The organism is Pseudomonas sp. QLc11A, assembly GCF_052112305.1.
Taxonomy (GTDB): Bacteria; Pseudomonadota; Gammaproteobacteria; order Pseudomonadales; family Pseudomonadaceae; genus Aquipseudomonas; species Aquipseudomonas laurylsulfatiphila.
On sequence record NZ_JAVAJJ010000001.1, the window covers coordinates 275,394 to 299,887 of the forward strand.

The following is a 24,494-nucleotide window of genomic DNA, read 5'->3' on the forward strand; positions in this document are numbered from 1 at the left end:
GCAACGCACCGGCAGGAATCGACTAACGAGACAGGCGTCGCGGCCCTTAACCTTTGATCCTGTCGCAGCCCGTCCCCCGGCTGCCACGCGACTCCCCGGGAGGGTTGAACATGTCCACGCAAATCCCCGTCAGTCATATGGCCTTCGTTCGAGCGCGCGCCGGGCGCTCTGCGGAACTCGGTGTGCGTCTCAGCGCCCTGATCGAACCGTCCCGCGCAGCGCCAGGCTGCCTGAGCTTTAGCTTGCAGCATTCGCAATGCGATCCGGAGTTGTGGCTGGTGTCCGGTTTCTGGAGTGATCAACAGGCCATGACCGCCTACTTCAACACGCCGGCGATGGAGATTTTTGCCGAGCTGGTGCAGGAACTGGTGGTCAACAGTCTGGATTTCCACACCTTCAAGGAGGTGTCGGCGGCGCAGGCCCTGGGACAGTCCGCACTGGAGGTACACAAACTGGCCGGTTGAGGGTTTAATGACGGCATTCTCAATCAGCCAGGATGCGCGACATGGCACGTAAAGCCTTTGATCACTTCGAAGCTGTTTCCGCTGTAGTACCGGGCGAGGGTGGTTACCACGCCGCTATCGCCGTCAAGGCGCTGGGTGGTTCCGGCGCTCCGCGTTTTCACAAAGTGCTGGAAGGCCAGATCTTCAAGACCGCCCATGACGCCGACCTGGCAGCGGCCAAAGAGCTGACCCACCTCAAGGACGTCAAAGAAGACGCCGACCTGCTCTGGTGATCACTTCACCGCCCCCGGGCGGTACATCTTGAACAACGCCTCAGGCCCCAGCTGGAAATAATCCGCCGGCCCGCCGCCGCGCAGAATCGGTTCTGCCGCGGCGGTGTCGTATACCCCATCCTTCAACAGCCATTTGGCGATATGCACGGCGACCACTTCGCCGAGGATCAGCCAGCTCGGCACCACATTGCCGTCCGCTCGCTGCAACTGAATGATCTGCGTGACCTTGCACTCGAAGGACACCGGACTTTCGGCCACCCGTGGCACCTGAATGACTTTCGAGGCAACGGTCGTCAGGCCGGCCAGTTCGAACTCGTTGACCTCAGGCCTGACCATGGCACTGCTCTGGTTCATCTGCTCGGCCAGCGGCCGCGTGGCCAGGTTCCAGGCGAACTCGCCGGTCTGTTCGATGTTGTTCAGGCTGTCTTTGCGTCCGACGCTGGAAAAACCAATGATCGGCGGAATGTAGTTGAAGGCGTTGAAGAAGCTATAGGGCGCCAGGTTCAAGCGGCCTTCGGCATCCTGTGAAGAGATCCAGCCGATAGGGCGCGGGCCGACGATGGCGTTGAACGGATCGTGGGGCAGGCCGTGGCCGTTGGCGGGTTCGTAGAAGTGGATGTCGTCGGGCATGGAGTGAGTACCGGAACTTGCGGGAGACGCTCATGGTGCAAGCACGCGGCGCAGATTTCCAGTCATGCAGAACCCTGTGGGAGCGAGCTTGCTCGCGATGACTGACTTTCAGTCGACATTTATGTTGAATATCAGTTCGCAATCGCGAGCAAGTCGAATCGTCGCACCGTCGCTCCCACAGGTTTTATGTGATTGCCAGACTTTGTGTTCCCCCCAAATTGACCAGGCCCGACCGAAGCCGGGCTGTGAATTTCCCTCCACATTCAGCCGATAGCTTCTGCGCTGCCGGTTTTGTCGAAGCCATCGGCGGCATAGGTGCCCGAATGGGCGTGTTCAATGGCCGCGCTGGTGCCGGAGCCGTAGGAGGCCGAACCGGTCTTGTCGTAACCGTCGGCAGCAAAGGCATTGGCAGCCAGCACGGAAAGGGTCAGGGCAAGGATCAATCGGGTTTTCATGGCAGGTACTCCAGGTACGTTCGCTATGGATACGTTCAGGCACTCATTCGAGGCCTGTAACGGATATACGTGCGTCCTGTCGATCTGGATGCACTCAGCTGCAGGCTGCTGCCGGTGCATTAACCGATGATTATCCTGGTGGAGGGGGAGACGAATGGTGCCCTTCGCGAAACCGTCCGCGAAGGGCCTGGCGCTCACCGTTGCGGTGAGCGCCGGTCGGTGATCAGTCGGTGACGATCCGCGAATGTTTGCGGGTGTCTTTCATGGTGATGTACACCAGCAACGACACGGCAATACAGGCGGTAACGTACCAGTAGTAACCCGTCTCCATGCCGATGCTCTTGAACCACAGCGCGATGTATTCAGCGGTGCCGCCGAAGATCGAAACGGTCAGTGCGTATGGCAGGCCCACGCCCAGGGCGCGGATTTCGGTCGGGAACAGTTCGGCTTTCACCACGGCGTTGATCGAGGTGTAGCCGCTGACGATGATCAGCGCCGCCATGATCAGGAAGAACGCACCCCACCAGGTCGTGATGGTGTGCAGGGTGGTGAGGATCGGCACGGTGAACAGGGTTCCCAGGATGCCGAAGGCAATCAGGATCGGCCGGCGACCGATTTTATCCGACAGCCCGCCGACGATCGGTTGCAGGCACATGAACAGGAACAGCGTGGCGGCGGAAATGGTGGTGGAGTCGGAAATGCTCATGCCGACAGTGTTCACCAGGTATTTCTGCATGTACGTGGTGTAGGTGTAGAACGCCAGGGTACCGCCCATGGTCAGGCCGACCACGGTCATCAGTTCCTTGGGGTGACGCATCAAGGTGCGCATGGCGCTTTCCTTGGCTTTTTCCTTCTTGGTGAAGGACTCGGTCTCTTCCATGCCGCGACGCAGGTACAACGCCACCACGGCACACAGCGCGCCGATGGCGAACGGGATGCGCCAGCCCCAGGCGTACAGCTCTTCGGTGGTCAGCAGTTGTTGCAGCACGATCAACACCGCCAGGGCGATGAGTTGGCCGGAGATCAGGGTCACGTACTGGAAGCTGGAGTAGAAGCCGCGACGTTCCTTGGTCGCCATTTCGCTGAGGTAAGTGGCGGAGGTGCCGTATTCGCCGCCCACCGACAGGCCTTGCAGCAAGCGCGCGAACACCAGCAGGATCGGCGCACCGATGCCAATGACTTCATAACTCGGGCTCAGGGCGATCAGCAGCGAGCCGAAGCACATCAGGTACACCGAGGCCATCAGGGCCTTTTTGCGCCCGACCTTGTCGGCATACAGCCCCATCAGCCAGCCACCGATCGGACGCATCAGGAAGCCCACGGCGAAGATCGCGGCGGTGTTGAGCAGTTGGGCGGTGGTGTCGCCTTTGGGGAAGAAGGTCTTGGCGAAGTACAGGGAGAAGGCGGCGTAGACGTACCAGTCGTACCACTCGACCATGTTGCCGACGGAACCGCTGAAGATCGATTTGATGCGGCTGGACGTGGTTCTTTCTTTGGCCGGCACGGCAGCCGACCCAAGCGGCAGGGAGTTGGAGTTATCCATTGAAGGATCCTTCGTTTAATTGTTTTTGTGGAGCGCGTTTAAACGCAGCCTGCAGGGGCTATAGCAGGAGCTGTGCCAAGGGGGAGAGGGCCGGTCTAGAGGGGGGAAGAAGGTTTGGTGAGCGGAAATCCGCTTATCTGTGGGTGGTGGTGAGCGGAAAGTTGCTCATCTGGCGGTGTGTTTGTACTGCCTTTGCCGGCCTCATCGCGAGCAAGCTCGCTCCCACAATGTTCGGCGTACACAGATCCACTGTGGGAGCGAGCTTGCTCGCGATGGGGCCAGGACAGACACTGCAAACTCAGGTCTCTTGCAGGAACATCTCCCTGCTCAACCCATGCCGCTGCATCTTTTCATTGAAGGTCCGCCGCGGCAGTTGCAGCTCTTCAAGCACCGCCTTGACATCACCCTTGTGCCGGGTCAACGCCGCGCGCAGGCACTGTGCTTCAAAGGCTTCCTGCTGCGCCGCCAGTGACTGGCCGGGCTCGATCCCCGCCGGTACAGGCTCACCGAGCCCCAACACCTGACGCTCGGCGACATTCGCCAGTTCGCGCACATTGCCTGGCCAGTCGTGGCTCAGCAGGTGACTCAACTGCGCACCGCTCAATGGTGGAAATTTACGTCCCAGCCGTTCGGCGGCGTTTTGGGCGAAGGATTCGAACAGCAGCGGGATGTCTTCACGGCGTTCGCGCAAGGGCGGCAGGCGTAGTTCTGCGACGTTCAAGCGATAGGCCAGGTCTTCGCGAAAACGTCCGGCCCGCGCTTCGTCGAGCAGGTCCGGTTTGGTCGCGGCAATGATGCGCAAATCCACGCGAATGCTCTGGTTCGAGCCCAGTCGCTCAAGCTTTTGCTCTTGCAACACCCGCAGCAATTTCACCTGCTGGGCCAGCGGCATACTTTCGATTTCATCGAGAAACAGCGTGCCACCGTCGGCGTATTCGAGTTTGCCGATGCGCTTGCCAGACGCCCCGGTGAATGCACCGCTCTCGTGACCGAACAGTTCGGCCTCGAACAGTTGCTCCGGGATGGCCGCGCAATTGAGTGCGACAAAGGGCTTGTCGGCTCGCGGCCCGAAGTCATGCAGGCAGCGTGCGACCAGCTCCTTGCCGCTACCGGTTTCCCCGCGAATCAGCACGTTCACCGGCAGGGCTGCCAGGTCCAGCACCTGCCGGCGCAGGGTTTGCAGGCCACGGGACACGCCGAGCAGCGTGGCATCGAGTTTGGCGCGGTTGTCCGCCTGCTCGTGCAGTGCGCGGTTTTCCAGCACCAGCCGGCGCTTGTCGAGGGCGCGGCGCAGGCTGCCGAGCAGGGTTTCCGGGCTGAAGGGCTTTTCGAGGAAATCGTAGGCGCCGTCGCGCATGGCCTCGACGGCCATCGGTACGTCGCCATGGCCGGTCAACAGGATCACCGGCAAATCGGCATCCCGGCGTTGCACCTCGGCCAGCAGTTCCAGGCCGGTCATGCCGGGCATGCGCACATCGCTGAGAATCACCCCGGCAAAGTGCTTCGGTAGCTGCGCCAGACACTCGTCGGCGCGGCTGAACAGCTGCACCTCGAAACCCGACAGGCTCAACCATTGCTCGACGGCACTGCGGATGCTGCTTTCGTCGTCCACCACCATCACTGAGTTCAGCATGGTTCATGCACCTCCTGGTCGATGGGCAAGGTCAGGGTAAACACGGCACCTTTGTCATGATTGTCGGCAGTCAGGCGCCCGCCGGATTCGTGAACGATGGCAAACGATACGGCCAAACCGATGCCCAGGCCATCGCCCACCGGTTTGGTGGTGAAGAACGGATCGAACACCTTGGACAGGTTCTCTTCGGCGATACCGCCACCGTTGTCGATCACGCTCAGGCGCCACAATTGTTCGTCGGCTTCGAGGCGGATTTCCAGGCGTTTGCAGGGTTTGTCCTGCATCGCATCGAGGGCGTTGCGCAGCAGGTTGATCAGCACCTGTTCCAGGCGAATCGCATCGCCGCGCACCCAGGCCGGGCGGGTCAGGTGCAACACAGTGCTGACCTGTTCGTCGCGCAGCCGGGTGTCGAGCAGTTGCAGCGACTGGTCCACCACCGTCGCCAGGTCCAGGCGTTCGCGCAAACCGCTGGGGCTTTTGCGGGCGAAGGTTTTCAGGTGGCCGGTGAGGGCGGCCATGCGCGTGAGCATTTCATCCACCGGTTTGAGCGCTTTGTAGGCGTCGTCGACCCGGCCGTGGTCGAGCAGCAGGCGCAAGGTCGCCAACTGCATGCGCTGGGCGGTGAGCGGCTGGTTGATCTCATGGGCCAGGGCAGCGGACATCTGCCCCAGCGCCGCGAGTTTGGCCGACTGCACCAGGCCCTCCTGGGCGGTGCGCAGGTCGCGGGTGCGTTCTTCTACAAGTCGTTCGAGTTCTTCGCGACTGCGCTGACGCAGTCTGGCCAGACGCCAGCGCTGATTGAGAAACAGCAGCAGGAACACCAGGGTCAGCCACAAGCCGGCAGCAGCGAGGGCGGCATTGCGGCTGTCTTCGAAGGCGACTTGCGGGCGCCGCAGCAGATGCAGGGTCCAGCCCTCGGCTGTCAGCGGCAGGGACTCCCACAGGTAGTCCGCCTTGCCGTCCGGGCCATTGACCCGGACCAGGTCACTGTTGTCGTCGAAGCGCCGCAATGATTGAAACTCCAGTGGCGTCAGGGGCTGCTTGTCGTACTGGCGGGTGGCCTTGAGTTCGGCGTGATCGCTGTCGCCGAGCGGCTTGAGCAGGCGATAGCGCCAGCCCGGCTGGTTGGCGATGAAGATGATCCCGCGCGCGTCGCTGACCAACAGCGTGTCGCTGCCCTGGCGCCACTCGCGTTCCAGTTCGGGAAATTCCAGTTTCACCACCATGGCGCCGAGGAACTGCCCGTCGTCATCGCTGACCGCGCTGGAGAGGAAGTAGCCGGGAATCCCGCTGGTCACGCCTACCGCGTAAAAACGCCCGGTGCCCTGGGTGCGGGTCTGGTTGAAATAGGGACGGAAACCGTAGTTGTGGCCGACATAACTGCTGGGCAAACGCCAGTTGCTCGCCGCCACGGCCAGACCGGTGCGATCGAGCAATTCCAGGGTCGAGGACTCGGCGGCGCCGTTGATCTTTTCCAGTTTGCGGTTCAACGCATCCTGCTGCCCGGGGCTCACCGTCCCCTTGAGTGCCGAGCGCAACTCCGGGTCCAGCGCCAGCACGGCGGGCAGGGCGCGGTAACGTTCGATCAGGGTATGCAGCGACGAGGCATAGAGCGCCAGTTGCTGATTGGCTCGGGCGGCGTCTTCGACCATTGACTGGCGCACGGCGTGGCGCATGGCCAGGGTCGCGGCGATGGCGGCGCCGGCGATGATGAGCAGGGTGTAGAGCGCCAGGCGCAGGGTTCGGGAGGTCGGCAACATGCAGTGAGCAACAGGCCAAAATAGGGGAAGGCACCATAGCATGCGAAGGGCGCTCTGCTCTCGCCGGAGTATCGATATCCAGCCGAAAAAAAACCGGCCTGTCGTCGCCGACAAACCGGTTTTTTCAGCAGACATCAGTGCCGTTTATTGCACTTCCACCGCCAGGCTTTCACTGATCTTTTTCTGCCAGATGGCAGGACCGGTGATGTGTACGGACTCGCCCTTGCTGTCGACGGCAACAGTCACCGGCATGTCCTTGACCTCGAACTCGTAGATCGCTTCCATGCCCAGTTCGGCAAACGCCAGCACCTTGGACTTCTTGATCGCCTGGGCGACCAGGTAAGCGGCGCCGCCGACGGCCATCAGGTACACGGCCTTGCTGTCCTTGATCGCGTCGATTGCGGTCGGACCTCGCTCGGACTTGCCGATCATGCCCAGCAGGCCGGTCTGCTCGAGGATCTGACGGGTGAACTTGTCCATCCGCGTCGCGGTGGTAGGACCTGCCGGGCCAACCACTTCGTCACCGACCGGATCGACCGGGCCGACGTAGTAGATGAAGCGACCCTTGAGGTCCACCGGCAGGGTTTCGCCCTTGTTCAGCATCTCGACCATGCGTTTGTGCGCAGCGTCGCGACCGGTGAGCATCTTGCCGTTGAGCAGGACGGTTTCGCCCGGCTTCCAGCTCTGCACGTCTTCCGGGGTCAGGGTGTCGAGGTTGACGCGACGGGCCGACGGGCCGGCTTCCCAGACGATTTCCGGGTAGGCGTCCAGCGGTGGCGCTTCCAGCGAGGCCGGGCCGGAACCGTCAAGCACGAAGTGTGCGTGACGGGTGGCGGCGCAGTTCGGGATCATGCACACCGGCAGTGAAGCGGCGTGGGTCGGGTAGTCCATGATCTTCACGTCGAGCACGGTGGTCAGGCCACCGAGGCCCTGGGCGCCGATACCCAACTGGTTGACCTTCTCGAACAGCTCCAAGCGCATTTCTTCGATGCGGTTCTGTGGGCCACGGGCTTTGAGTTCGTGAATGTCGATGGATTCCATCAACACTTCCTTGGCCATGACGGCGGCTTTCTCGGCGGTACCGCCGATGCCGATGCCGAGCATGCCCGGTGGGCACCAGCCGGCGCCCATTTCCGGGACGGTTTTCAGCACCCAGTCGACGATCGAGTCGGACGGGTTGAGCATGGCCATTTTCGACTTGTTCTCGGAACCGCCGCCCTTGGCCGCCACGTCCACTTCCACGGTGTTACCCGGAACGATGGAGTAGTGGATGACTGCCGGGGTGTTGTCCTTGGTGTTCTTGCGAGCGCCCGCCGGGTCGGCGAGGATCGAAGCGCGCAGGACGTTTTCCGGCAGGTTGTAGGCACGACGCACGCCTTCGTTGATCATGTCGTCCAGGCCCATGGTGGCGCCATCCCAGCGCACGTCCATGCCGACACGGACAAACACGGTGACGATGCCGGTGTCCTGGCAGATCGGGCGGTGGCCGGTGGCGCACATGCGCGAGTTGATCAGGATCTGCGCCATGGAGTCACGGGCCGCTGGCGATTCTTCGCGCAGGTAGGCTTCGTGCATCGCCTGGATGAAATCCACGGGGTGGTAGTAGGAAATGAACTGCAGGGCGTCGGCAACGCTCTGAATCAGGTCGTCTTGCTTGATCACGGTCATGAGTCGCGCTCCTCTAAAAGACGGGAACATACAATAAGGTGCTTGCAGCTTGGGTGCATCGGTCGGTTGCAAGCACCTTTCAAGGCACGCCGGGCATGCTGGCGCGACGCTAAAAAGGCGCGGCAGTATACCGCGCATCAAAGGCCGGCACACGCGCCGGTAGTCAATCGTTGGTCGCATAGGCGCTGCTACAAGCTGTAAGTTTGAAGCTGCAAGAGGAGTAAGTGGCTTTTGTGGCGAGGGGGCTTGTCGGACCGCCGCACCACCCCGTTCGGTTGCTAAGCAGCCGCAAAACCGGTGAAAACAATCCGCCTGACACAACGACCTGTCTGTTACCGGGACTGCTGTGCAGTCCAACGGGGGCAAGCCCCCTCGCCACAGAGTCGCGCAAGGCTCAGACCGTCGATCCCGAAAATTGAATGGTCATTTATCGGCCACGCCACTAAAGTGACATGCGGTCTGTAGAGTAGGACGCTCTGTCAGTCTCCTTTCAATTGGTGAGTCAACGATTGACCCATAACGCCATCCAGCGCCTGTTGCTCAAACGTTTCGCCCTCGCGGCCGGCACCTATGCCCTGGTATTGCTGTTGCTGTGGCTGGCGTTTTTTACCGGTCACTACGACGCGCCGCTGACCAGTGTCGCCATCGGCAGCGCACTGGTCGTGACCAGCCAGGCCATCCTGTTCGCGGTGTTCTACAGCGGCTGCAACCTGCGTTTCGCCGACCCCAGCCTGACCGAGGCGCAAGTGTTGTTGGGGCTTGGCTGGCAAACCTGGCTGATCGCCCATCTGGACGAAGCCCGGGGTGCGTTCCTGGTGTTTTACGTGCTGATTCTGCTGTTCGGCCTGTTCCATCTGTCACGCCGATCCTTTGTGCGATGTGCATTGCTGGTGTTCTTCAGCTTCAGCACGATCACTCTGTGGGAGGGCTACCACTTCCAGTTGCCCGACCCGGCCATGGCGGTGTTGCAGGTATGCGTGCTGTTCATCGTGCTGGTGTGGCTGGTGTTGTATGCCCGCTACGTCCAGGCTTCACGACAACGCATGCGTCAGCGGCGTTTTGCCTTGCAGGCGCACCAGGACACCTTGCGCGGGATGATGCGCCAGCTCGAAGACCTGGTGGCCACCGACGAACTCACAGGCCTGTTCAATCGCCGGCATTTCCTGCGCCTGGCTTCCCGCGAGTTGAACGCCATGGAAGCCGGAGTCGTGCATGGCCTGGCGTTGATCGACCTCGACCATTTCAAACGCATCAACGATCTGCACGGGCATGCCGCCGGCGATCAGGTGCTGCAAGCCTTTGCTGGCGTTGCCACCGCGTGCCTGCGTGACAGCGATGTTCTGGCTCGCTACGGCGGCGAAGAATTCGTGGTGCTGCTGCCCGATTGCGATGCCGACAGTCTGATTTCGTGCTGCGAACGGCTGCGCATCGCCTTCACCGATGTCGAGTTGATCGGTCTGAATGTGCGCAATCTCAGCCTGTCCGCCGGCATGACCCTGCTGGAGCTGGGCGACGATCTCGATGACGCGCTGCAACGGGCCGATCAGGCGCTCTATCGTGCCAAGCGTGACGGCCGCAACCGATGCGCGGCGGCGTGGGAGAACGTCGATGCCTGAGTTGCGGGTTGGCGAGCGCCACTGGTCGGTAGCGGCGGGCAGCAATCTGCTCGACGCACTGAATCAGAACGGCGTGCCGGTGCCTTACAGTTGCCGCGCCGGCAGTTGCCATGCGTGCCTGGTGCAGTGTGTACGGGGTCTGCCGAGCGACAGTCGCCCCGATGCCCTGAGTGCGCAGCAGCGAGAACAGGGTTGGCGCCTGGCGTGCCAGTGCCAGGTGGTCGAGGACTTGCAGGTGCATGCTTTCGACCCGCAGGTCGATGGTCAACCGGCCGAGGTCGCCGCGATGGATTGGCTGAGTGCCACGGTGTTGCGCTTGCGGGTGATCGCGCAGCGACCGCTGCGCTACAGCGCCGGCCAGCACCTGGTGTTGTGGGCGGGTAACGTGGCGCGGCCGTATTCCCTCGCCAGCCTGCCGCAGGAAGACCGTTTTCTGGAGTTTCATCTCGATTGCCGCCAGCCCGGGGAATTCAGCGATGCCGCCCGGCAATTGCGCATCGGCGATCCGATCCGTCTCGGTGAATTGCGCGGCGGTGCCTTGCATTACGATCCGGACTGGCATACCCGGCCATTGTGGTTGCTGGCGGCCGGCACCGGGTTGGGGCCATTGTTTGGTGTGTTGCGCGAAGCGCTGCGCCAGGATCACCAGGGTGCCATCCGTGTCATTCACCTGGCCCATGATGCCGATGAGCACTACCTGGCCAAGCCTCTGCAGGCCATGGTCGCCAGCCGTCCGAACTTGAGTGTCGAACTCTGGACTCCGGCCGAGTTGCCAGCGGCTTTGGCGCAACTGCGGCTTGTTTCCCGGCAAACCCTGGCCTTACTCTGCGGAGCCCCCGACAGTGTCGATGCCTTTGCCCGGCGCCTGTACCTGGCGGGATTGCCGCGCAATCAACTGCTGGCCGATGTGTTCCTGCCCCGTGGTTGAGCGCTGACTTTTCAGACGCGAGACCTGCCATGACCGAAGCCATCCAAGTTGAACGCGAACGCGGCCTGTTGACCCTGCGCCTGAATCGCCCGGACAAGAAAAACGCCCTGACCCGCGCCATGTACAACCAACTGGCCGAGGCGCTGAAACAGGCCGACAACGACCCGGGGATCAATGCCGTACTGATCAGCGGCTCAGCCGAATGCTTCACCGCCGGCAACGACATCGCCGATTTCATCCAGCAACCGCCGACCAGCCTCGACAGCCCGGTGTTCCAGTTCATGCTCAACCTGCTCGAATGCCGCAAACCGGTGATCGCCGCCGTGGCCGGGGCGGCGGTGGGCATTGGCACGACGATGCTGCTGCATTGCGATCTGGTTTACGTCAGCCGCGATGCGCGCCTGCGCATGCCGTTCGTCAATCTTGGGTTATGCCCTGAGTTCGGTTCCAGCCTGATCCTGCCGCGCTTGCTCGGGCAGGCCAAAGCGGCGGAGTTGTTGCTGCTGGGTGAAGGTTTCAGCGGTGAACAGGCGGCTGCCTGGGGCATTGCCAATGAAGCCTTGGGCAGTGGCGAAGAGGCCTTGGCCAAGGGGCGGGAGATGGGCTTGCGCTTTGAGTCGCTGCCGCCGGAAGCGGTGCGGATCAGCAAGCAATTGATGAAAGCGCCGGATCGGGAGCTGTTGCGCAAGGTGATTGAAGAGGAGGGGGCGTTGTTCACCCAGCGGTTGCGGTCACCGGAGGCGTTGGCGGCGTTGACCGGGTTTATCAAGCGGCATTGAATCTTTCGCTGACTGGGCCGGCCCCATCGCGAGCAAGCTCGCTCCCACAGGGATTGGGATTCACCGCAAAAAATGTGGGAGCGGGCTTGCCCGCGAAGGGGGCGGATCAGGCAAAACAAAAAATGGATCAGACAGCAAAAAGCCCCGCCATTCACATGGCGGGGCTTTTGTTTTTCAGCAACCGGTCACTCAGACCATCGGATCGCCAACGTGCAGGATCTTCATGCCGTTGGTGCCGCCGGTGGTGTGGTAGCTGTCACCCTTGGTCAGGATGACCCAGTCGCCTTTCTGTACTACGCCGCGCTTGACGAGCTCGTCGATCGCCTTCTGGCTGACTTCGTTCGGCGCCAGCGAAGCCGGGTCGAACGGGATGGTGTACACGCCACGGAACATCGCCGCGCGAGCCTGGGCTTCGCGGTGCGGGGTGAACGCGTAGATCGGCACGGAGGAGCGGATGCGCGACATGATCAGCGGGGTGTAGCCACTTTCGGTCAGGGCGATGATCGCCTTCACGCCGGGGAAGTGGTTGGCGGTGTACATGGTCGCCAGCGCAATGCTCTCGTCGCAGCGCTGGAACTCCTTGCCGATGCGGTGGCTGGAGGTCTTGCTGGTCGGGTGCTTTTCGGCACCGACACAGATACGCGCCATGGCCTGAACGGCTTCCAGCGGGTACAGGCCAGCGGCACTTTCGGCCGAGAGCATCACGGCGTCGGTGTAGTCGAGCACGGCGTTGGCCACGTCGGACACTTCGGCGCGGGTCGGCATCGGGTTCTGGATCATCGACTCCATCATCTGGGTCGCGACGATCACCGCCTTGTTGTGGCGGCGTGCGTGCAGAATGATCTTCTTCTGGATGCCCACCAGTTCGGCGTCGCCGATTTCCACACCCAGGTCACCACGGGCAACCATCACCGCGTCGGACGCCTTGATCAGGCCGTCGAGGGTTTCGTCATCGGCCACGGCTTCGGCGCGTTCGATCTTCGCCACCAGCCAGGCAGTGCCGCCGGCTTCGTCGCGCAGTTGACGGGCGTATTCCATGTCGGCGGCGTCACGCGGGAAGGACACGGCGAGGTAGTCGACTTCCATTTCCGCAGCGAGCTTGATGTCAGCCTTGTCTTTTTCAGTCAGGGCCGGAGCGGTCAGGCCGCCACCGCGACGGTTGATGCCTTTGTGGTCGGACAGCGGGCCGCCGATGGTCACGGTGCAGTTCAGTTCGGTGGCCGTGGCGGTATCGACGCGCATCACCACGCGACCGTCGTCGAGCAGCAGCTCGTCGCCCACACCGCAGTCCTTGACCAGGTCCGGATAATCGATGCCGACCACTTGCTGGTTGCCTTCGGTCAGAGGATGGCTGGTGGAGAAGGTGAATTGATCACCGATCTTCAGCTCGATCTTCTTGTTGGCGAATTTGGCGATACGGATTTTCGGGCCTTGCAGGTCACCCAGCAGGGCGACGAAGCGGCCGTGCTTGGCAGCGAGGTCACGCACCAGCTTCGCGCGAGCCTTGTGCTCGTCGGGGGTGCCGTGGGAGAAGTTCAGGCGGGCGACGTCCAGGCCAGCCAGAATCAGCTGTTCGAGAACTTCCGGCGAGTTACTGGCCGGGCCAAGGGTGGCGACGATTTTGGTACGACGGACGGACATGCAAAGACTCCTGAGTTCAAGCGCTGAGTGAGGCTACTATGCTCCGAAGGTGTAGTCATTGTTCGTATGCACTACTTTTTTCTTTCTTTATTGAACCTGACAACTTTGCGCCAGGCAGCCTGAAGATTTTCGCCCACGGGTCGATACAACGTTCAAGACAGGAGATCCCCATGCGATTCGTACTCATTGCTGCCCTTGCCGCCGGTGCCCTCAGTGTCACGGGCTGCACCCGTTGGGCAATGAACCACCACTTGAACAATGCCTACAGCGCCTATGACCGGGGCAATTGCGAGCAGGTGATGCTCGAACTGTCCAAGGTCGAACGCGACAGCCGCGCGCGGCCTTACGTATGGCCGGAAGTGTCGATGATGCGCGGCCAGTGCCTGGAGCGGCAGAAGATGTTTATCGACGCGGCCCAGACCTACCAGTTCATTATTGCCGCCTATCCGCAAAGCGAATACGCCTACCGCGCCCGCGCCCGCCTGGAAACCTTGCAGAGCCTGGGCCACTACCCGTTGCGCAGTGCCGCGGCGGTAAAACCGACGCAGTTCTGATGGCAGGCGAGCATTCCATCGCTGGCTCCCCGGCGGCGCTGAGCTATAGTCCAAGGAACCGGTTTTAGAGCCTTGTCTCTGAACCGGGGCAACACCTGTGACCGGCATAAGCAGGACTCAGCGCCGTAAGGACTGGCGCACCGGGAGCGGGGAGAGCGGGCCAAGACTCAATGAGTACCCGTTCCGAAGCAGTAGTGCGGCTCTGCTTAAGAGCCTTGCATAGCGAAAACGCACATGTTCACCGACCGCCGAATCGAGCGGCATCAACTGCCGTATTTCCTGAAAGTATTCAACGGTATCACCGGCAAACCCATCGGCTACCTGGGCAATGTCTCCGAAGACGGGCTGATGCTGATCAGCCAGCTGCCAATGATGATCGGCGCGGACTTCAACCTGCGCCTGAAAATCCCGGCGACCGAAGGCGGCCAGCGGATCATCGACCTGCAGGCCTGTTGCCTGTGGTGCCACGAAGACGCGACCCCCCAACATTACGACGCCGGTTTCAGCCTGCAACGGGCACCGCCGGAGTATGGGCAATTGGTGAGGGCGTTGAAGCAGTACTTCAGCTTTCAGTCATTGCCGGCCTCGGCTTGAGATCACTCAGGCTCAAGCTCTTTTCCAGCCCAGATACCGCGTCACCAACGCCGCCCCCAACTCGCCGGGTAGCGCATCCATCACCAGCACACCATGAGCGTTCAAGCGCTCATGGAGTTCGGCGCGTGCATTGAGGTAGTCCACGGTCCCGCAATAGGCCAGCGCCTCGGGCAAGGTCTGTACCGGTGACTGACGCAAGGTGTCGAGCACGTCCTCGCGCAGGCTCGCGACCAGCACCTGGTGCTGCTGGCTCAGGCGCTTGACCGCCGGGAGCAACTCATCGTCGTCCTCTTCGCGCAGGTTGGTCACCAGTACCACCAGTGCCCGGCGTTTTTGCCGTGCCAGCAGTTGCGTAGCGGCGGCCTGGTAGTCGGCGCTGCGTTGGCTACTGTGCAAGTCATAGACGCGATTGAGCAGTGTGTTGAGATGGCTGGTGCCTTTTACCGGCGCAAGGTAGCGCGGCTGCTCGCTGGCAAAGGTAGTCAGGCCCACCGCGTCGCCTTGGCGTAGCGCGACGTAGCTGAGCAGCAAACAGGCATTAAGCGCATGGTCGAAGTGCGACAGCTCGCCGTCTTGGCTGCGCATGTGCCGGCCGCAGTCGAGCATGAAGATGATCTGCTGGTCGCGTTCGTCCTGATACTCCCGGGCAATGGGCGAGCGCTGGCGGGCGGTGGCTTTCCAGTCGATCTGGCGCAGGCTGTCGCCTTCGCGAAATTCTCGTAGCTGATGAAACTCCAGACCCAGGCCTCGACGCTGGCGTTGACGTACGCCGAGCTGGCTGAGCCAGTTATCCACAGCCAGTAACTGGCCGCCATAGAGGCGGGCGAAGTCGGGATAGACGCGGGTGTGGTCCGCGACGTCGAGAATGCGTTTGTCGGACCACAAACCCAAGGGGCTCGGCAGTTTGATTTCGCAGTGCTCAAAGCTGAAGTGCCCGCGTTTGAGTGGACGTAGCCGATAGTCGATTCGGCTGTGCTGGCCCGGTTGCAACTCGACAGTCAGCGGCAGGTGTTCGAAGTCCAGGCCCAAGGGTACATGGTCGAAGATCTGTACGCTCAGCGGTTGTGAAAAGTCGTGTTCAAGGATCAGTTGCACTTCGCTCCAGCGACCGAGGGCCAGACTGCCGGGTATCTCACGGCTCAGCCGGGGCGAGGGTAGTCGCTTCAGCCCAAAGGCATCGAGCAGGGCCAGGACCAGCAATGCCAGGAGCAGTCCCCAATTGATCTGCGTGATGCTCGCCGGTACCGCCAGCTCCAACGCCCGCAGACTGCCGAGCACGATGCCGATGGCCAGTAGCGACGTTAACCAGATCAATAGCAGGCGCGAGGGTTTCACTGCCGCGGTGCCGGTACTTGGTCGAGCATCTGCCGGAGCACCTGATCGACATCCAGCCCTTCGATGTCCAGTTCCGGCGCGATGCGCACACGATGACGCAACACAGCCAGGGCGCAACCCTTGATGTCGTCCGGAATCACGAACTCCCCGCCGCGCAGCAGCGCACGGGCACGGGCACACCGCACCAGCGCGATGGACGCGCGCGGGCCGGCGCCGAGGGTCAGGCCGGGCCAGCTGCGGGTGGAGCGGGCCAGGCGCACGGCGTAATCGAGCACCTGATCGTCCAGCGCCAGGTCGCTGGCGATGCGTTGCAGGGCCAGCACATCCCTGGCTTGCAACAAGGTGCGCATCGGCTGGACATCGAGCATGTCGGCCCGGGTCGAGCGGCTGACCTGACGCACCATGTCCAGCTCTTGCTCGGCGTCCGGGTAATCCATGCGCACCTTGAGCATGAAGCGATCCAGTTCGGCTTCCGGCAGCGGGTAAGTGCCTTCCTGTTCGATCGGGTTTTGCGTGGCGAGCACCATGAAGGGTTGAGGGATCGGCAATGGCTGGCCTTCGAGGGTGACTTGCCGTTCCTGCATGGCTTCGAGCAGCGCCGCCTGGGTTTTCGCCGGGGCGCGGTTGATCTCGTCGGCCAGTAGCAGGTTGGTGAACAGCGGCCCCTTGCGCAGTTTGAATTGCTCGGTCTGCATGTCATACACCGCGTGCCCGGTGACGTCGCTGGGCATCAGGTCCGGGGTGAACTGGATGCGTGAGAACTCACCGCCGAAGCAACGGGCGAGGGCGCGTACCAACAGGGTCTTGCCCAGCCCCGGCACGCCTTCGAGCAATACGTGGCCGCCAGCGATCAGCGCGGTCAGCACGTCGTCGATCACGCTGTCCTGGCCAATCACGGCTTTTTGCAATTCTTTGCGTACGGCCTGGGCCAGATGGCCGGCACGCTGACGCTGTTGAGCGGCATGGCTCGTTGCGTCGGACTCGATCGGCTCATTCATTGGTTCCGGAGCCTTGCTAACTGCTACATTGGTTTTATCTTCCATAAATCAGTCACTTACCTAATCTAACTTTTTTCACGTGTTTTTTTACGCGTGGAAGGAGTGAGTGACTGCCAATCTGCTTCATTGCAATCCCATGGCAACCCCACATTTGAGCATTCGTCAGAGGTGGAGGTTAGTCTATCTCAGCCGTCACTCGCCCACCCTGAAGTGCAACTGCCGACATTGCCTGCCTCGATCGAAGGTCAGCTTCTGGCGCAAAGCTGCCGACCATCAAGGGCTACTACCGACCTGGAGCAGTCGGCGAACAGAATAATGGCAAATTAGTAGCTAAGCTTGGTCTGCACGCTCGCCATAGGTGCAGAACGAGGCTGAGGAAATTGAAAGGTACAGAACATCTGGCAAAAGTGATTGCCGACGTTCAGTTCTACAATGGAGAGCGAGGAGAATCGTTACCTGGAACGATGATGTCAAACACAACAAATGAAAATGATTTCGCTTTATCGCCGAAATATTAAGAGACTGCTTCCGAGAGTAAAAAATTTCACCATGAAATTAGCATCGCCAAATGCATTGCTTAGTGTCGGCACAAAAGCTTGATTGGTTTCCGAATACCGCTTCTATTGGTCAATTTAGAAGGATTATGTTTGGAGATTGTGAAATGGATTCTTTCAGGGATAAAAGCGCCGCAAAGCAAGCCATACCCACCAGTCCAAATAAGCCACGTTCGACCAAGTGGCACCGCATGTACTTTTTTCTTGCGGGATTCGACGTGCTGGTTGTTGTGCTGAGCGTGCTATTGAATCACCTGATCGTCGATACCTATCACCGCTCCATCAAGGCAAACCAGTCATGGGTCCAACAGCTGTCGAGCTATTCAACGCTGGGCAGCCTGGCTTCCACAGTCAATGCGCCGGGCAATAATGTGTTCGATACACATAATGTTGAAGCCGAATCGCGGAACATGAATGAAGCCTTGCGCGTCTTCAACGAGCATTTGGCAATGGCCAAAAAACAGTTGGAAGTACGGATCGCCCATGAGGCTGAACACAGTGCAGATATACAAGCCTTTACCCTTGCATTGAAGGATGAGGTGGGTGCAGTTGATGCTGCGATGGTCGAAATGGTGAACGAGGCCTTGCTGATCTTTTCCTACTTCAGGGAGGGGCAGTCGGATAATGCTGGCAAACGCATGGCAACGATGGACAGGAAGTTTGCCCTGTTGCTCGCCTCACTCAGTACCGTGCGCGATCGCGTTGGCCTGATTCAAAGCAAGCTCCTGGAAGAGGAGCTTGAGTCGGTCGAAGAACTGCGCCGGGTCGAATACGCAATCATGGTGTTCGTGCTGTTGATGGTCAGTGCGGCCATGATCTACGGGGGCAAGATCAGGCGCGAAATGGAGTCGCAAGCAGCTGAAAGGGAGGGTTATCTGGCAGTGCTGCGCGAAAGCGAGAAGCAGGCCCGCCAGCAAGCATCGCTGCTGGACAAGGCCCAGGACGCCATTGTCGTTCACGGGATGGATAACCGCATCCTGTACTGGAACAAAAGTGCCGAGCGTCTCTATGGTCTGTCAAAGGAGGAGGCACTCGGCAAATCGGCACAGGAGTTGATCTACCAGGGTAGCGCCGCATTCAATGCGGCCACTAACAGCCTGATAGAAACGGGTGACTGGGCGGACGAAGTGACACTTAGACGCCGGGATGGCTGCACCATCACGCTCGAAAGTCATCGCACCCTGGTGCGAGACGATGATGGCCAGCCGCAATCCGTTCTGTCGATCAATACTGACATCACCCACCGCAAGACCGCTGAGCAAGAGGTCCAGCGTTTGGCCTTCTACGATCAGTTGACCGGGCTGGCCAACAGGCGGCTCATGCTGGACCGGTTACAGCATCTGTTGGCGGGCAGCTCCCGTAGGCTGCATACGAGCGGGATAATTCTCATTGACCTGGATAACTTCAAGGCACTGAACGACACGCTGGGGCATGACAGAGGCGACATGTTGCTGCAGCAGGTTGCTTTGCGCCTTTGCGGCTGCATACGCGAGAGCGACACCGTGGCTCGCCTGGGCGGAGACGAATTCGTCGTCCTGCTGGATGGCCTTAATGAAAATCCTCCAGAAGCAGCTATCCAGGCCAAGGCTATTGGCGAAAAGATTCTCAAATCTCTGAACATTTCCTACCAGTTGGATGGATATGAGCACCACAGCACCCCCAGCCTCGGCATTGCGCTGTTCCAGGGGCAGCTGAGCACAGCGGACGATATTTTGAAGCGCGCTGACCTGGCGATGTATCGCGCCAAGGCGGCGGGCCGCAATACCATGCGCTTCTTCGATCCGGAAATGCAGGCGGTTGCCACGGCACGCGCCAGACTGGAAGTAGACTTGCGCCAAGGCTTGCAGGACAACGAATTCATTCTTCATTACCAGCCGCAGGTCAATAGTGAGGGCCGTATCATTGGCGCAGAGGCACTGATGAGATGGCAGAATCCTGAACGCGGAGTCGTGTTTCCAGGCGAGTTCATTCCATTGGCAGAGGAAACGGGGTTGATTCTGCCGTTAGGCCGTTGGGCGCTGCAGGCAGCCTGCACTCAGCTGGTTGCCTGGGCAAGGCATTCGGAAACCGCCCGGCTGGGTATGGCTGTGAATGTCAGCGCCCGTCAGTTTCACCATCCGGACTTCGTCGAGGAGGTACTGCAAGTACTGAGATACACGGGGGCCGATCCGAAGAAATTGAAACTGGAACTGACCGAAGGCCTGCTGATTGAGGATATGGAAGGTACTGTCGCCAAAATGATCGAGTTGAAAGAGATCGGCATAGGCCTTTCGCTGGATGATTTCGGTACCGGCTACTCGTCACTGTCATACCTCAAGAGCCTTCCGCTGGATCAACTCAAGATCGACCAGTCCTTTATCAGAGATGTGCTGGTTGATTCCAACGATGCCGCCATCGCCTGCGCGATTGTGAGCCTGAGCAAGATATTGGGGCTTTCGGTGATTGCAGAAGGTGTGGAGACAGAAGCTCAGCGCACCTTTCTGGTCAAGCATGGCTGCCAGACCTACCAGGGTTTCCTGTTTTCCCCGCCACTGCCAGCCGAACAATTTGTGGAGTATGTTCGCGAAAGATTCATGGCGAGCACTGATTTCCCATGGACCAAGACTGAATCGCCATAAAGATCATAAGGCGTTCCTCAGGGATTGCAGGTGGGCGACCTGACGGCTGAATTCAACGCTGGAAAGCCGTTGATTCGGACGCGGGCTCATGGCCTGGCTGATAGCGCGTGTGGGTTGGCCGGTCAGGCGTGCGAGCAGCAACCATTGTTCGGCGACGGCGAGTTGTTCAAAGCCGGGATGGCGACGTCGCACGCGCCGCAGAATGTCCTGCTGCAAGGCTTGCAGCAGGCCGGCTTGACCGTTGCGGCGCAACAGGAAGTCGGCACTGGCGCGCAGGTGCTCCTGCAGTTGCCGGCGTGCTTTCGGTGCCGGTTCCAGCAAGGGCCCCTGACGCACGCCAAAGTGCCAGAAACCCAGGCCGATCAAGGCGAACAACGCGACCAGCGCCTGGGGGAAGTAACGCAGCAGCAAGGTCGGCAGGCTGTCGTGATCGGTATTGAAGATCAGCGTCACGCGGGTGTCGGCGGTCAGGTACCAGAGCAGCCAGGCGTTGTCGTATTGCTCGACGGCCGGGGTTTTCCACAGGTCGGCATCGGTGACCACGATGATCGAGCCGAGTCCGTAATCGAGTTGCATCATGTGCGTCGCCCTGGCGCTGTTGGCCCAGGCCTGGGCGAGGTTTTTCGGGTCCTCGAGATGGAAAGCGGTATCGAAACCGGCATAGGCCGGGGCGTTTTCGTCTTCCAGATAGAGCTTGGTCAGTTGTGGGTAAGGATCGTCACCGACATCCGGAGGCGGCTCCTTGAGGTCCTTGCTCAAGGACTGGCGCAGTTGTACCCGGTCAAGCAGCAGGTCATTGCTGTGGCCGAGTTTTTCATCCCACAACGACTCGGCGACGAACAGCAGCCGGCCGCCGCCCCGGGTCCAGTTAATCACCTGGTCGATCTGCCGTGGCGTCATGTTGTAGCGGTCCCCGAGCAACAACAGGCTGTGTCGATGCGGATCGAGGCCGGGCAGGATGTCCAGGCCGTTGGCGTGGTCGACGCTCAGGCCTTGCTGGCGCAGGAAAAGCTGCGCCGCCAGATAAGGGTTGGCCCTGGCTTCGGGAGAAGGGCCGTGGTCGATTTCGACCTGGTAAGGGGTTGCCTTGAGGTACAGATAAACACCCAGTGCAGCCACCAGCACAGCGAGCAGGGCAATGGCGATCGTCCCCCGGCGCCGACTCAACGGAGCGCTTCCGGGTCGAACAACACGCGCCAGCCGTTACACAGTTCCTGTTGCACCTGTGCGGGGGGCAGGCGGTGACCGTAGGCCATGTCTTGCCAGTGCCCGGTCAGGTTTTTGCTGTAGGCCAGCAAGGCTGGTTGCTGTAATTGCTCGATGCGCTGCAGCACCTGCCCTTCAGTGTCGGCGGCCTCGAGCGCGATGTTGAAGTCGTGCGACAGGCGGCTGAGCAGGGCGCGATAGAGCAAGCCGAGGGCTTCGCGCGGATGGCTCTGCCAGAGGCTTTCGGCGCGGGTGGCAATGTCGGCGGGCAGGGACTCAGGCTTGAGGTCCAGGCCAAACGCATGTTGCGGCAAGGGGCGCACGGCTTTGGCGTCGAGGGTCGGTCGCCGGCTGACGAACGCCTGCACCCAGTCGCGATAGCGCCAGATCAACAGGCCGACAGCACCGATGACGATGGCCCACAGCGCGATTTCAATCAGGTTCGCCAAGGCTCTGAAGCGCTGTCCCTCAAACAGCTGCAACAGGGACTTCAACCATTGCGGTGTCTGCCCGTCGCCCGACGCTTGCGCGCCCGGCGGGTCTTTGCTGAAGCGATAGCGCGTCTGCGTTTCCCGGTTCTTGAAGGGTGGCTGTTCGAGGATTGTCTTGATGCTGTCCCTGGCGACCTGAGTGTTCAGGGGCTGGTCCAGCAGGCGCGGGCTGTCGGGTGAAATGGCCGGTTCGGCGGCCCACACGCTGTGTGCAGGTGACATCAGCAACATCACGGCGATCAACAGCACGCTGCTCGCACTGATCAGACGCTGGCGCATCCGGCGGAACACCAGTTCGATATCCCAGGCCTCCAGCACAGTGCGCCGGTTCAAATAAAGGCTGAAACCGCAGGCGACATAGATCGGTTCCCAGACCACCAGCACCAGTGCATAAAACAGGTTGGTCAGGTGTTCCAGCCAGCGCCAGTCCTGGGTGGCCGCAGAGATCAGCGACTGCCAGCTCCAGTCGAGCGCGACCTGTTGTGGCAGCAGCAGATAGAACAGCACCATCAAGCCAATCCACAGCGCGCCTTCCAGGTGCGCGCCGATGATCGTCAGCCAGCGTGCGGCGCCGGCGTCCCGCTGCAACAGCACCGCTAAACGCTGCTGGCGCTGTTGTCCGTCGAGGCCTTCGAGTTGCGCCACCGGCATCACGAAACTGCGCTGCAGACTCAGGCGTCGCCAGGTCAGGCTGGCCAGCAATTGCCCTTTGAGTAGCCGCGGCCATTGCCGTAGGGCCTGCTTGAGCGTGGGTGTTTCGCCGAACATGGCTTTGGACAGGATATACAAGGGCAAGCGGTCGAATGCCGGTTTCAGCCACCAGAAAATCAACACGGCGAGAGAAGGCGAGTCCCAGAGCCCCCAACTGAGCAACGCGAACACCGGTAACGTGAGCAACGCCCAACTGGTCATCAGCAGGCGTCGGTGGCGCTGGCTCAGGAGCACGCCGAGGTCCATGGCTTCCCAGGTCGAGCGCGGGCGAATGACCACACTGGCGTCATTCAGGCGCATGGCGGCGACGTCCGGCGAATACGAAATAAATCACCACCAGCAACCAGAGTGCCGCGCCGACCAGGTACTTGGTCTGGTACGAAGGGCGAGTCATCGATGACCAGTAGGCTTCGATAAACGCCGCGATCAACAGAAACAGCATGACTCCGCAGATCAGCAGCACGCTCTTGCGCGCCGCCAATCGCAAGGACTCGGCGCGGGGCAGGCGCCCCGGGGCGACCAACGCCCAACCCAGCTTCAGACCGGCGGCGCCTGCCAGGGCGATGGCGCTGAGTTCGAAAGCGCCATGACCGATCACGAATGACCAGAAGGTCTGCCCGTAGCCGACGTAGGTCAGGTGCCCGGCCACCGCACCAATCATCAGGCCGTTGAAAATCAGGAAGAACACGCTGCCCAGGCCGAACAGCAAACCGCTGGCGAAGGTCTGAAAGGCAATGCCGATGTTGTGCATGATGTAGTAGCCGAACATCACCCAGTCTTCACTGGCGGCCCGTTGCACCGAGCGCCCGAGGTGACCGGCAACGGGGTCGTACATGCTTTGCATTTCGCTGACCTGCTCGGCGGGGATCAGGTTGTAGATCAGGTCCGGGAACAGGTACACCAGCAGCGCGAAACCGGCCAGACTGACAAAGAACATCAGGCTGGCGGCGAGCACGAAACGCCACTGTTCGCGCACCAGGCGCGGGAAATCCGCGAGGACGAAAGCCAGCGCATTGGCCCCCAGGCGGCTGCGGTGACGGTAAAGCTGTTGATGCCCGCGCAGCACTTGTTGCTGCAACGAGTCGATCAGAAAACTGCTGTAGCCACGCTCCCGTGCCAGTACCAGGTGTTGGCAGAGGCGTCGGTAGTCCTTCGGGAAACTGCCAGCGTCGGTGGCTTTTCCGTCCCGTTCCAACTGCTCGAGCAGCCTGGAGAAACGTTCCCATTCGGCCTTGTGCCGACATTCAAAAAGGCTTTGCTTCATGTCGGCCCCAACAGGCCGCGGGCGATGCCATTGAGCTCGGTCACCGCCTGCGGGGCTGGGACGTGCAACGGTTGGGCGAGGATCGCAGCCAGTTCATCGACCCGCGCCCGGGAGAGTTCGCCCTGGCGCTCGGCAAACCCGAGAATGGCCCGTTGCTCGCTGAGCGTCAGGGCAAATGCCGTGCGGCGGGGCTGGGCTTCGGGGAGTTCGGGGCGGGTGTGCGAGCGTTCGCGGTAGATCACCAGGGTCCCGGCGGCGATATCGCCAAGGCGCTTGAAGTGGGGGTGTTGCAGGCAGCTGATGGCCCCGAGGAAGTAGCCGAAGGGCAACAGGTCGACAACGCGCAGCAGGTTGCGCAGCAGCGATGCGGACCAGCCGACCGGAGTGCCATCGTCGTGCACCACCCACAGTCCCATCCATTGCTTGCCCGGCGAGCGACCCTGGTTGAGCACCTCGAACAGCACCATGTACCACCAGCTCACCACGAACAGCAGGATCGACCCGAGCCCGGCGCCCAATTTGCCGAGCATCGCCAGCGCAATGAACAGCACACCGAGGACCAGGCCGCGCAAACCAAGATCGATGGCGAACGCCAGCGTACGAACCATCAACCCGGCCGGGCGCAGTGGCAGGTCGACGCCCTCCGGCGTTTCGACCTGGTACCGCGTATCCAGCGGGGGTGACAGCGGCGCATTCCGTGGCTGTGCTGTGGTCTCGAGCATGGGCAACCTGATGATGTGGCCTGGATCGGGATTGTGTATCCATTCGATGCTAGCAGCC

Annotated in this window: 21 protein-coding genes; 8 read left to right on the plus strand and 13 right to left on the minus strand. The window is 61.1% G+C overall.

Annotation, left to right across the window (positions count from 1 at the left end; translation table 11 throughout):
* Positions 1 to 110: 110 nt before the first annotated feature.
* Together Q8X48_RS01295 and Q8X48_RS01300 are read left to right on the plus strand one after the other, a co-directional pair.
* The gene (locus tag Q8X48_RS01295) at positions 111 to 464 is read left to right on the plus strand and encodes a putative quinol monooxygenase (protein WP_218482114.1); all 354 of its coding nucleotides are present in this window, start codon (positions 111 to 113) and stop codon (positions 462 to 464) included.
* Positions 465 to 505: 41 nt separating this feature from the next.
* A complete protein-coding gene (locus tag Q8X48_RS01300) occupies positions 506 to 736 on the plus strand; it encodes a hypothetical protein (protein ID WP_015096640.1) in 231 nt (76 codons plus the stop codon).
* Here the strand turns inward: Q8X48_RS01300 and Q8X48_RS01305 are convergent, their stop codons facing one another.
* The 6 genes from Q8X48_RS01305 to Q8X48_RS01330 all read right to left on the minus strand — a co-directional run bounded on the left by Q8X48_RS01305 (position 737) and on the right by Q8X48_RS01330 (position 8,425).
* Positions 737 to 1,366 carry a flavin reductase family protein gene (locus tag Q8X48_RS01305; RefSeq protein WP_095965424.1) on the minus strand — a complete coding sequence of 210 codons (630 nt, stop codon included), beginning with the start codon at positions 1,364 to 1,366 and terminating at the stop codon, positions 737 to 739.
* 263 nt (positions 1,367 to 1,629) lie between these two features.
* Positions 1,630 to 1,821: a hypothetical protein gene (locus Q8X48_RS01310; RefSeq protein WP_218482116.1), complete on the minus strand. Its 192-nt coding sequence runs from the start codon at positions 1,819 to 1,821 to the stop codon at positions 1,630 to 1,632.
* Positions 1,822 to 2,044: 223 nt separating this feature from the next.
* A complete protein-coding gene (locus Q8X48_RS01315) occupies positions 2,045 to 3,364 on the minus strand; it encodes an MFS transporter (protein ID WP_007978480.1) in 1,320 nt (439 codons plus the stop codon).
* A gap of 298 nt (positions 3,365 to 3,662) precedes the next feature.
* On the minus strand, positions 3,663 to 4,997 hold the full coding sequence (locus Q8X48_RS01320) for a sigma-54-dependent transcriptional regulator (protein ID WP_407799218.1): 1,335 nt from the start codon (positions 4,995 to 4,997) through the stop codon (positions 3,663 to 3,665).
* Entirely contained in the window at positions 4,991 to 6,757 is a 1,767-nt protein-coding gene (locus tag Q8X48_RS01325; RefSeq protein WP_407799219.1) for a sensor histidine kinase, read from the minus strand. Before Q8X48_RS01325 ends, Q8X48_RS01320 begins: the two co-directional genes overlap by 7 nt.
* Positions 6,758 to 6,901: 144 nt before the next feature.
* Positions 6,902 to 8,425, minus strand: coding sequence for a fumarate hydratase (locus Q8X48_RS01330; protein WP_015096634.1), 1,524 nt, complete (start codon positions 8,423 to 8,425; stop codon positions 6,902 to 6,904).
* A 509-nt stretch (positions 8,426 to 8,934) separates the two neighbouring features.
* On the opposite strand from Q8X48_RS01330, the gene Q8X48_RS01335 reads away from it, so the two are divergent.
* Genes Q8X48_RS01335 through Q8X48_RS01345 form a run of 3 tightly spaced genes read left to right on the plus strand, consistent with a single transcriptional unit; the run spans position 8,935 to position 11,748 of the window.
* Positions 8,935 to 10,041 (plus strand): GGDEF domain-containing protein, encoded by a 1,107-nt coding sequence (locus Q8X48_RS01335; RefSeq protein WP_407799220.1) that lies wholly within the window; start codon positions 8,935 to 8,937, stop codon positions 10,039 to 10,041.
* Entirely contained in the window at positions 10,034 to 10,969 is a 936-nt protein-coding gene (locus Q8X48_RS01340; protein WP_407799221.1) for an iron-sulfur-binding ferredoxin reductase, read from the plus strand. Before Q8X48_RS01335 ends, Q8X48_RS01340 begins: the two co-directional genes overlap by 8 nt.
* A 29-nt stretch (positions 10,970 to 10,998) precedes the next feature.
* Positions 10,999 to 11,748: an enoyl-CoA hydratase-related protein gene (locus Q8X48_RS01345; protein ID WP_407799223.1), complete on the plus strand. Its 750-nt coding sequence runs from the start codon at positions 10,999 to 11,001 to the stop codon at positions 11,746 to 11,748.
* Between the two features lie 189 nt (positions 11,749 to 11,937).
* Here Q8X48_RS01345 and pyk read toward each other — a convergent pair whose 3' ends face one another.
* A complete protein-coding gene (gene pyk, locus Q8X48_RS01350; protein ID WP_007978464.1) occupies positions 11,938 to 13,389 on the minus strand; it encodes a pyruvate kinase in 1,452 nt (483 codons plus the stop codon).
* 170 nt (positions 13,390 to 13,559) lie between these two features.
* On the opposite strand from pyk, the gene Q8X48_RS01355 reads away from it, so the two are divergent.
* Both Q8X48_RS01355 and Q8X48_RS01360 read left to right on the plus strand, forming a co-directional pair.
* Positions 13,560 to 13,943 (plus strand): tetratricopeptide repeat protein, encoded by a 384-nt coding sequence (locus Q8X48_RS01355; protein WP_407799224.1) that lies wholly within the window; start codon positions 13,560 to 13,562, stop codon positions 13,941 to 13,943.
* Between the two features lie 234 nt (positions 13,944 to 14,177).
* Positions 14,178 to 14,537: a PilZ domain-containing protein gene (locus tag Q8X48_RS01360; protein WP_095965416.1), complete on the plus strand. Its 360-nt coding sequence runs from the start codon at positions 14,178 to 14,180 to the stop codon at positions 14,535 to 14,537.
* A gap of 12 nt (positions 14,538 to 14,549) precedes the next feature.
* Here the strand turns inward: Q8X48_RS01360 and Q8X48_RS01365 are convergent, their stop codons facing one another.
* Together Q8X48_RS01365 and Q8X48_RS01370 are read right to left on the minus strand one after the other, a co-directional pair.
* Positions 14,550 to 15,872, minus strand: a complete 1,323-nt coding sequence (locus Q8X48_RS01365) for a DUF58 domain-containing protein (RefSeq protein WP_407799225.1) — start codon at positions 15,870 to 15,872, stop codon at positions 14,550 to 14,552.
* The gene (locus Q8X48_RS01370; RefSeq protein WP_407799226.1) at positions 15,869 to 16,870 is read right to left on the minus strand and encodes an AAA family ATPase; all 1,002 of its coding nucleotides are present in this window, start codon (positions 16,868 to 16,870) and stop codon (positions 15,869 to 15,871) included. Before Q8X48_RS01370 ends, Q8X48_RS01365 begins: the two co-directional genes overlap by 4 nt.
* 661 nt (positions 16,871 to 17,531) lie before the next feature.
* Between Q8X48_RS01370 and Q8X48_RS01375 the strand changes: the two genes are divergently transcribed.
* Positions 17,532 to 20,042, plus strand: coding sequence for a putative bifunctional diguanylate cyclase/phosphodiesterase (locus Q8X48_RS01375; RefSeq protein ID WP_407799227.1), 2,511 nt, complete (start codon positions 17,532 to 17,534; stop codon positions 20,040 to 20,042).
* Positions 20,043 to 20,045: 3 nt separating this feature from the next.
* On the opposite strand, the gene Q8X48_RS01380 is transcribed toward Q8X48_RS01375, so the two are convergent.
* The 4 genes from Q8X48_RS01380 to Q8X48_RS01395 are packed head-to-tail and all read right to left on the minus strand — an operon-like array spanning position 20,046 to position 24,436.
* Positions 20,046 to 21,209 carry a DUF4350 domain-containing protein gene (locus Q8X48_RS01380; protein WP_407799228.1) on the minus strand — a complete coding sequence of 388 codons (1,164 nt, stop codon included), beginning with the start codon at positions 21,207 to 21,209 and terminating at the stop codon, positions 20,046 to 20,048.
* The gene (locus tag Q8X48_RS01385; RefSeq protein ID WP_407799229.1) at positions 21,206 to 22,750 is read right to left on the minus strand and encodes a DUF4129 domain-containing protein; all 1,545 of its coding nucleotides are present in this window, start codon (positions 22,748 to 22,750) and stop codon (positions 21,206 to 21,208) included. The genes Q8X48_RS01380 and Q8X48_RS01385 overlap by 4 nt, the downstream gene beginning before the upstream one ends.
* The gene (locus Q8X48_RS01390) at positions 22,737 to 23,714 is read right to left on the minus strand and encodes a stage II sporulation protein M (protein ID WP_407799230.1); all 978 of its coding nucleotides are present in this window, start codon (positions 23,712 to 23,714) and stop codon (positions 22,737 to 22,739) included. Before Q8X48_RS01390 ends, Q8X48_RS01385 begins: the two co-directional genes overlap by 14 nt.
* A complete protein-coding gene (locus Q8X48_RS01395; RefSeq protein WP_407799231.1) occupies positions 23,711 to 24,436 on the minus strand; it encodes an RDD family protein in 726 nt (241 codons plus the stop codon). The genes Q8X48_RS01390 and Q8X48_RS01395 overlap by 4 nt, the downstream gene beginning before the upstream one ends.
* Positions 24,437 to 24,494: the final 58 nt, after the last annotated feature.

What these genes read in the sequence shown, in the direction of transcription:
- Q8X48_RS01395 (WP_407799231.1), bottom strand. Translation starts at nt 24,436, where the DNA reads ATGCTCGAGACCACAGCACAGCCACGGAATGCGCCGCTGTCACCCCCG.
- Q8X48_RS01325 (WP_407799219.1), bottom strand. Translation starts at nt 6,757, where the DNA reads ATGTTGCCGACCTCCCGAACCCTGCGCCTGGCGCTCTACACCCTGCTC.
- Q8X48_RS01360 (WP_095965416.1), top strand. Translation starts at nt 14,178, where the DNA reads ATGTTCACCGACCGCCGAATCGAGCGGCATCAACTGCCGTATTTCCTG.
- Q8X48_RS01305 (WP_095965424.1), bottom strand. Translation starts at nt 1,366, where the DNA reads ATGCCCGACGACATCCACTTCTACGAACCCGCCAACGGCCACGGCCTG.
- Q8X48_RS01345 (WP_407799223.1), top strand. Translation starts at nt 10,999, where the DNA reads ATGACCGAAGCCATCCAAGTTGAACGCGAACGCGGCCTGTTGACCCTG.
- Q8X48_RS01295 (WP_218482114.1), top strand. Translation starts at nt 111, where the DNA reads ATGTCCACGCAAATCCCCGTCAGTCATATGGCCTTCGTTCGAGCGCGC.
- Q8X48_RS01300 (WP_015096640.1), top strand. Translation starts at nt 506, where the DNA reads ATGGCACGTAAAGCCTTTGATCACTTCGAAGCTGTTTCCGCTGTAGTA.
- Q8X48_RS01370 (WP_407799226.1), bottom strand. Translation starts at nt 16,870, where the DNA reads ATGAATGAGCCGATCGAGTCCGACGCAACGAGCCATGCCGCTCAACAG.
- Q8X48_RS01390 (WP_407799230.1), bottom strand. Translation starts at nt 23,714, where the DNA reads ATGAAGCAAAGCCTTTTTGAATGTCGGCACAAGGCCGAATGGGAACGT.
- pyk (WP_007978464.1), bottom strand. Translation starts at nt 13,389, where the DNA reads ATGTCCGTCCGTCGTACCAAAATCGTCGCCACCCTTGGCCCGGCCAGT.
- Q8X48_RS01310 (WP_218482116.1), bottom strand. Translation starts at nt 1,821, where the DNA reads ATGAAAACCCGATTGATCCTTGCCCTGACCCTTTCCGTGCTGGCTGCC.
- Q8X48_RS01340 (WP_407799221.1), top strand. Translation starts at nt 10,034, where the DNA reads ATGCCTGAGTTGCGGGTTGGCGAGCGCCACTGGTCGGTAGCGGCGGGC.
- Q8X48_RS01385 (WP_407799229.1), bottom strand. Translation starts at nt 22,750, where the DNA reads ATGCGCCTGAATGACGCCAGTGTGGTCATTCGCCCGCGCTCGACCTGG.
- Q8X48_RS01355 (WP_407799224.1), top strand. Translation starts at nt 13,560, where the DNA reads ATGCGATTCGTACTCATTGCTGCCCTTGCCGCCGGTGCCCTCAGTGTC.
- Q8X48_RS01315 (WP_007978480.1), bottom strand. Translation starts at nt 3,364, where the DNA reads ATGGATAACTCCAACTCCCTGCCGCTTGGGTCGGCTGCCGTGCCGGCC.
- Q8X48_RS01320 (WP_407799218.1), bottom strand. Translation starts at nt 4,997, where the DNA reads ATGCTGAACTCAGTGATGGTGGTGGACGACGAAAGCAGCATCCGCAGT.
- Q8X48_RS01375 (WP_407799227.1), top strand. Translation starts at nt 17,532, where the DNA reads ATGGATTCTTTCAGGGATAAAAGCGCCGCAAAGCAAGCCATACCCACC.
- Q8X48_RS01330 (WP_015096634.1), bottom strand. Translation starts at nt 8,425, where the DNA reads ATGACCGTGATCAAGCAAGACGACCTGATTCAGAGCGTTGCCGACGCC.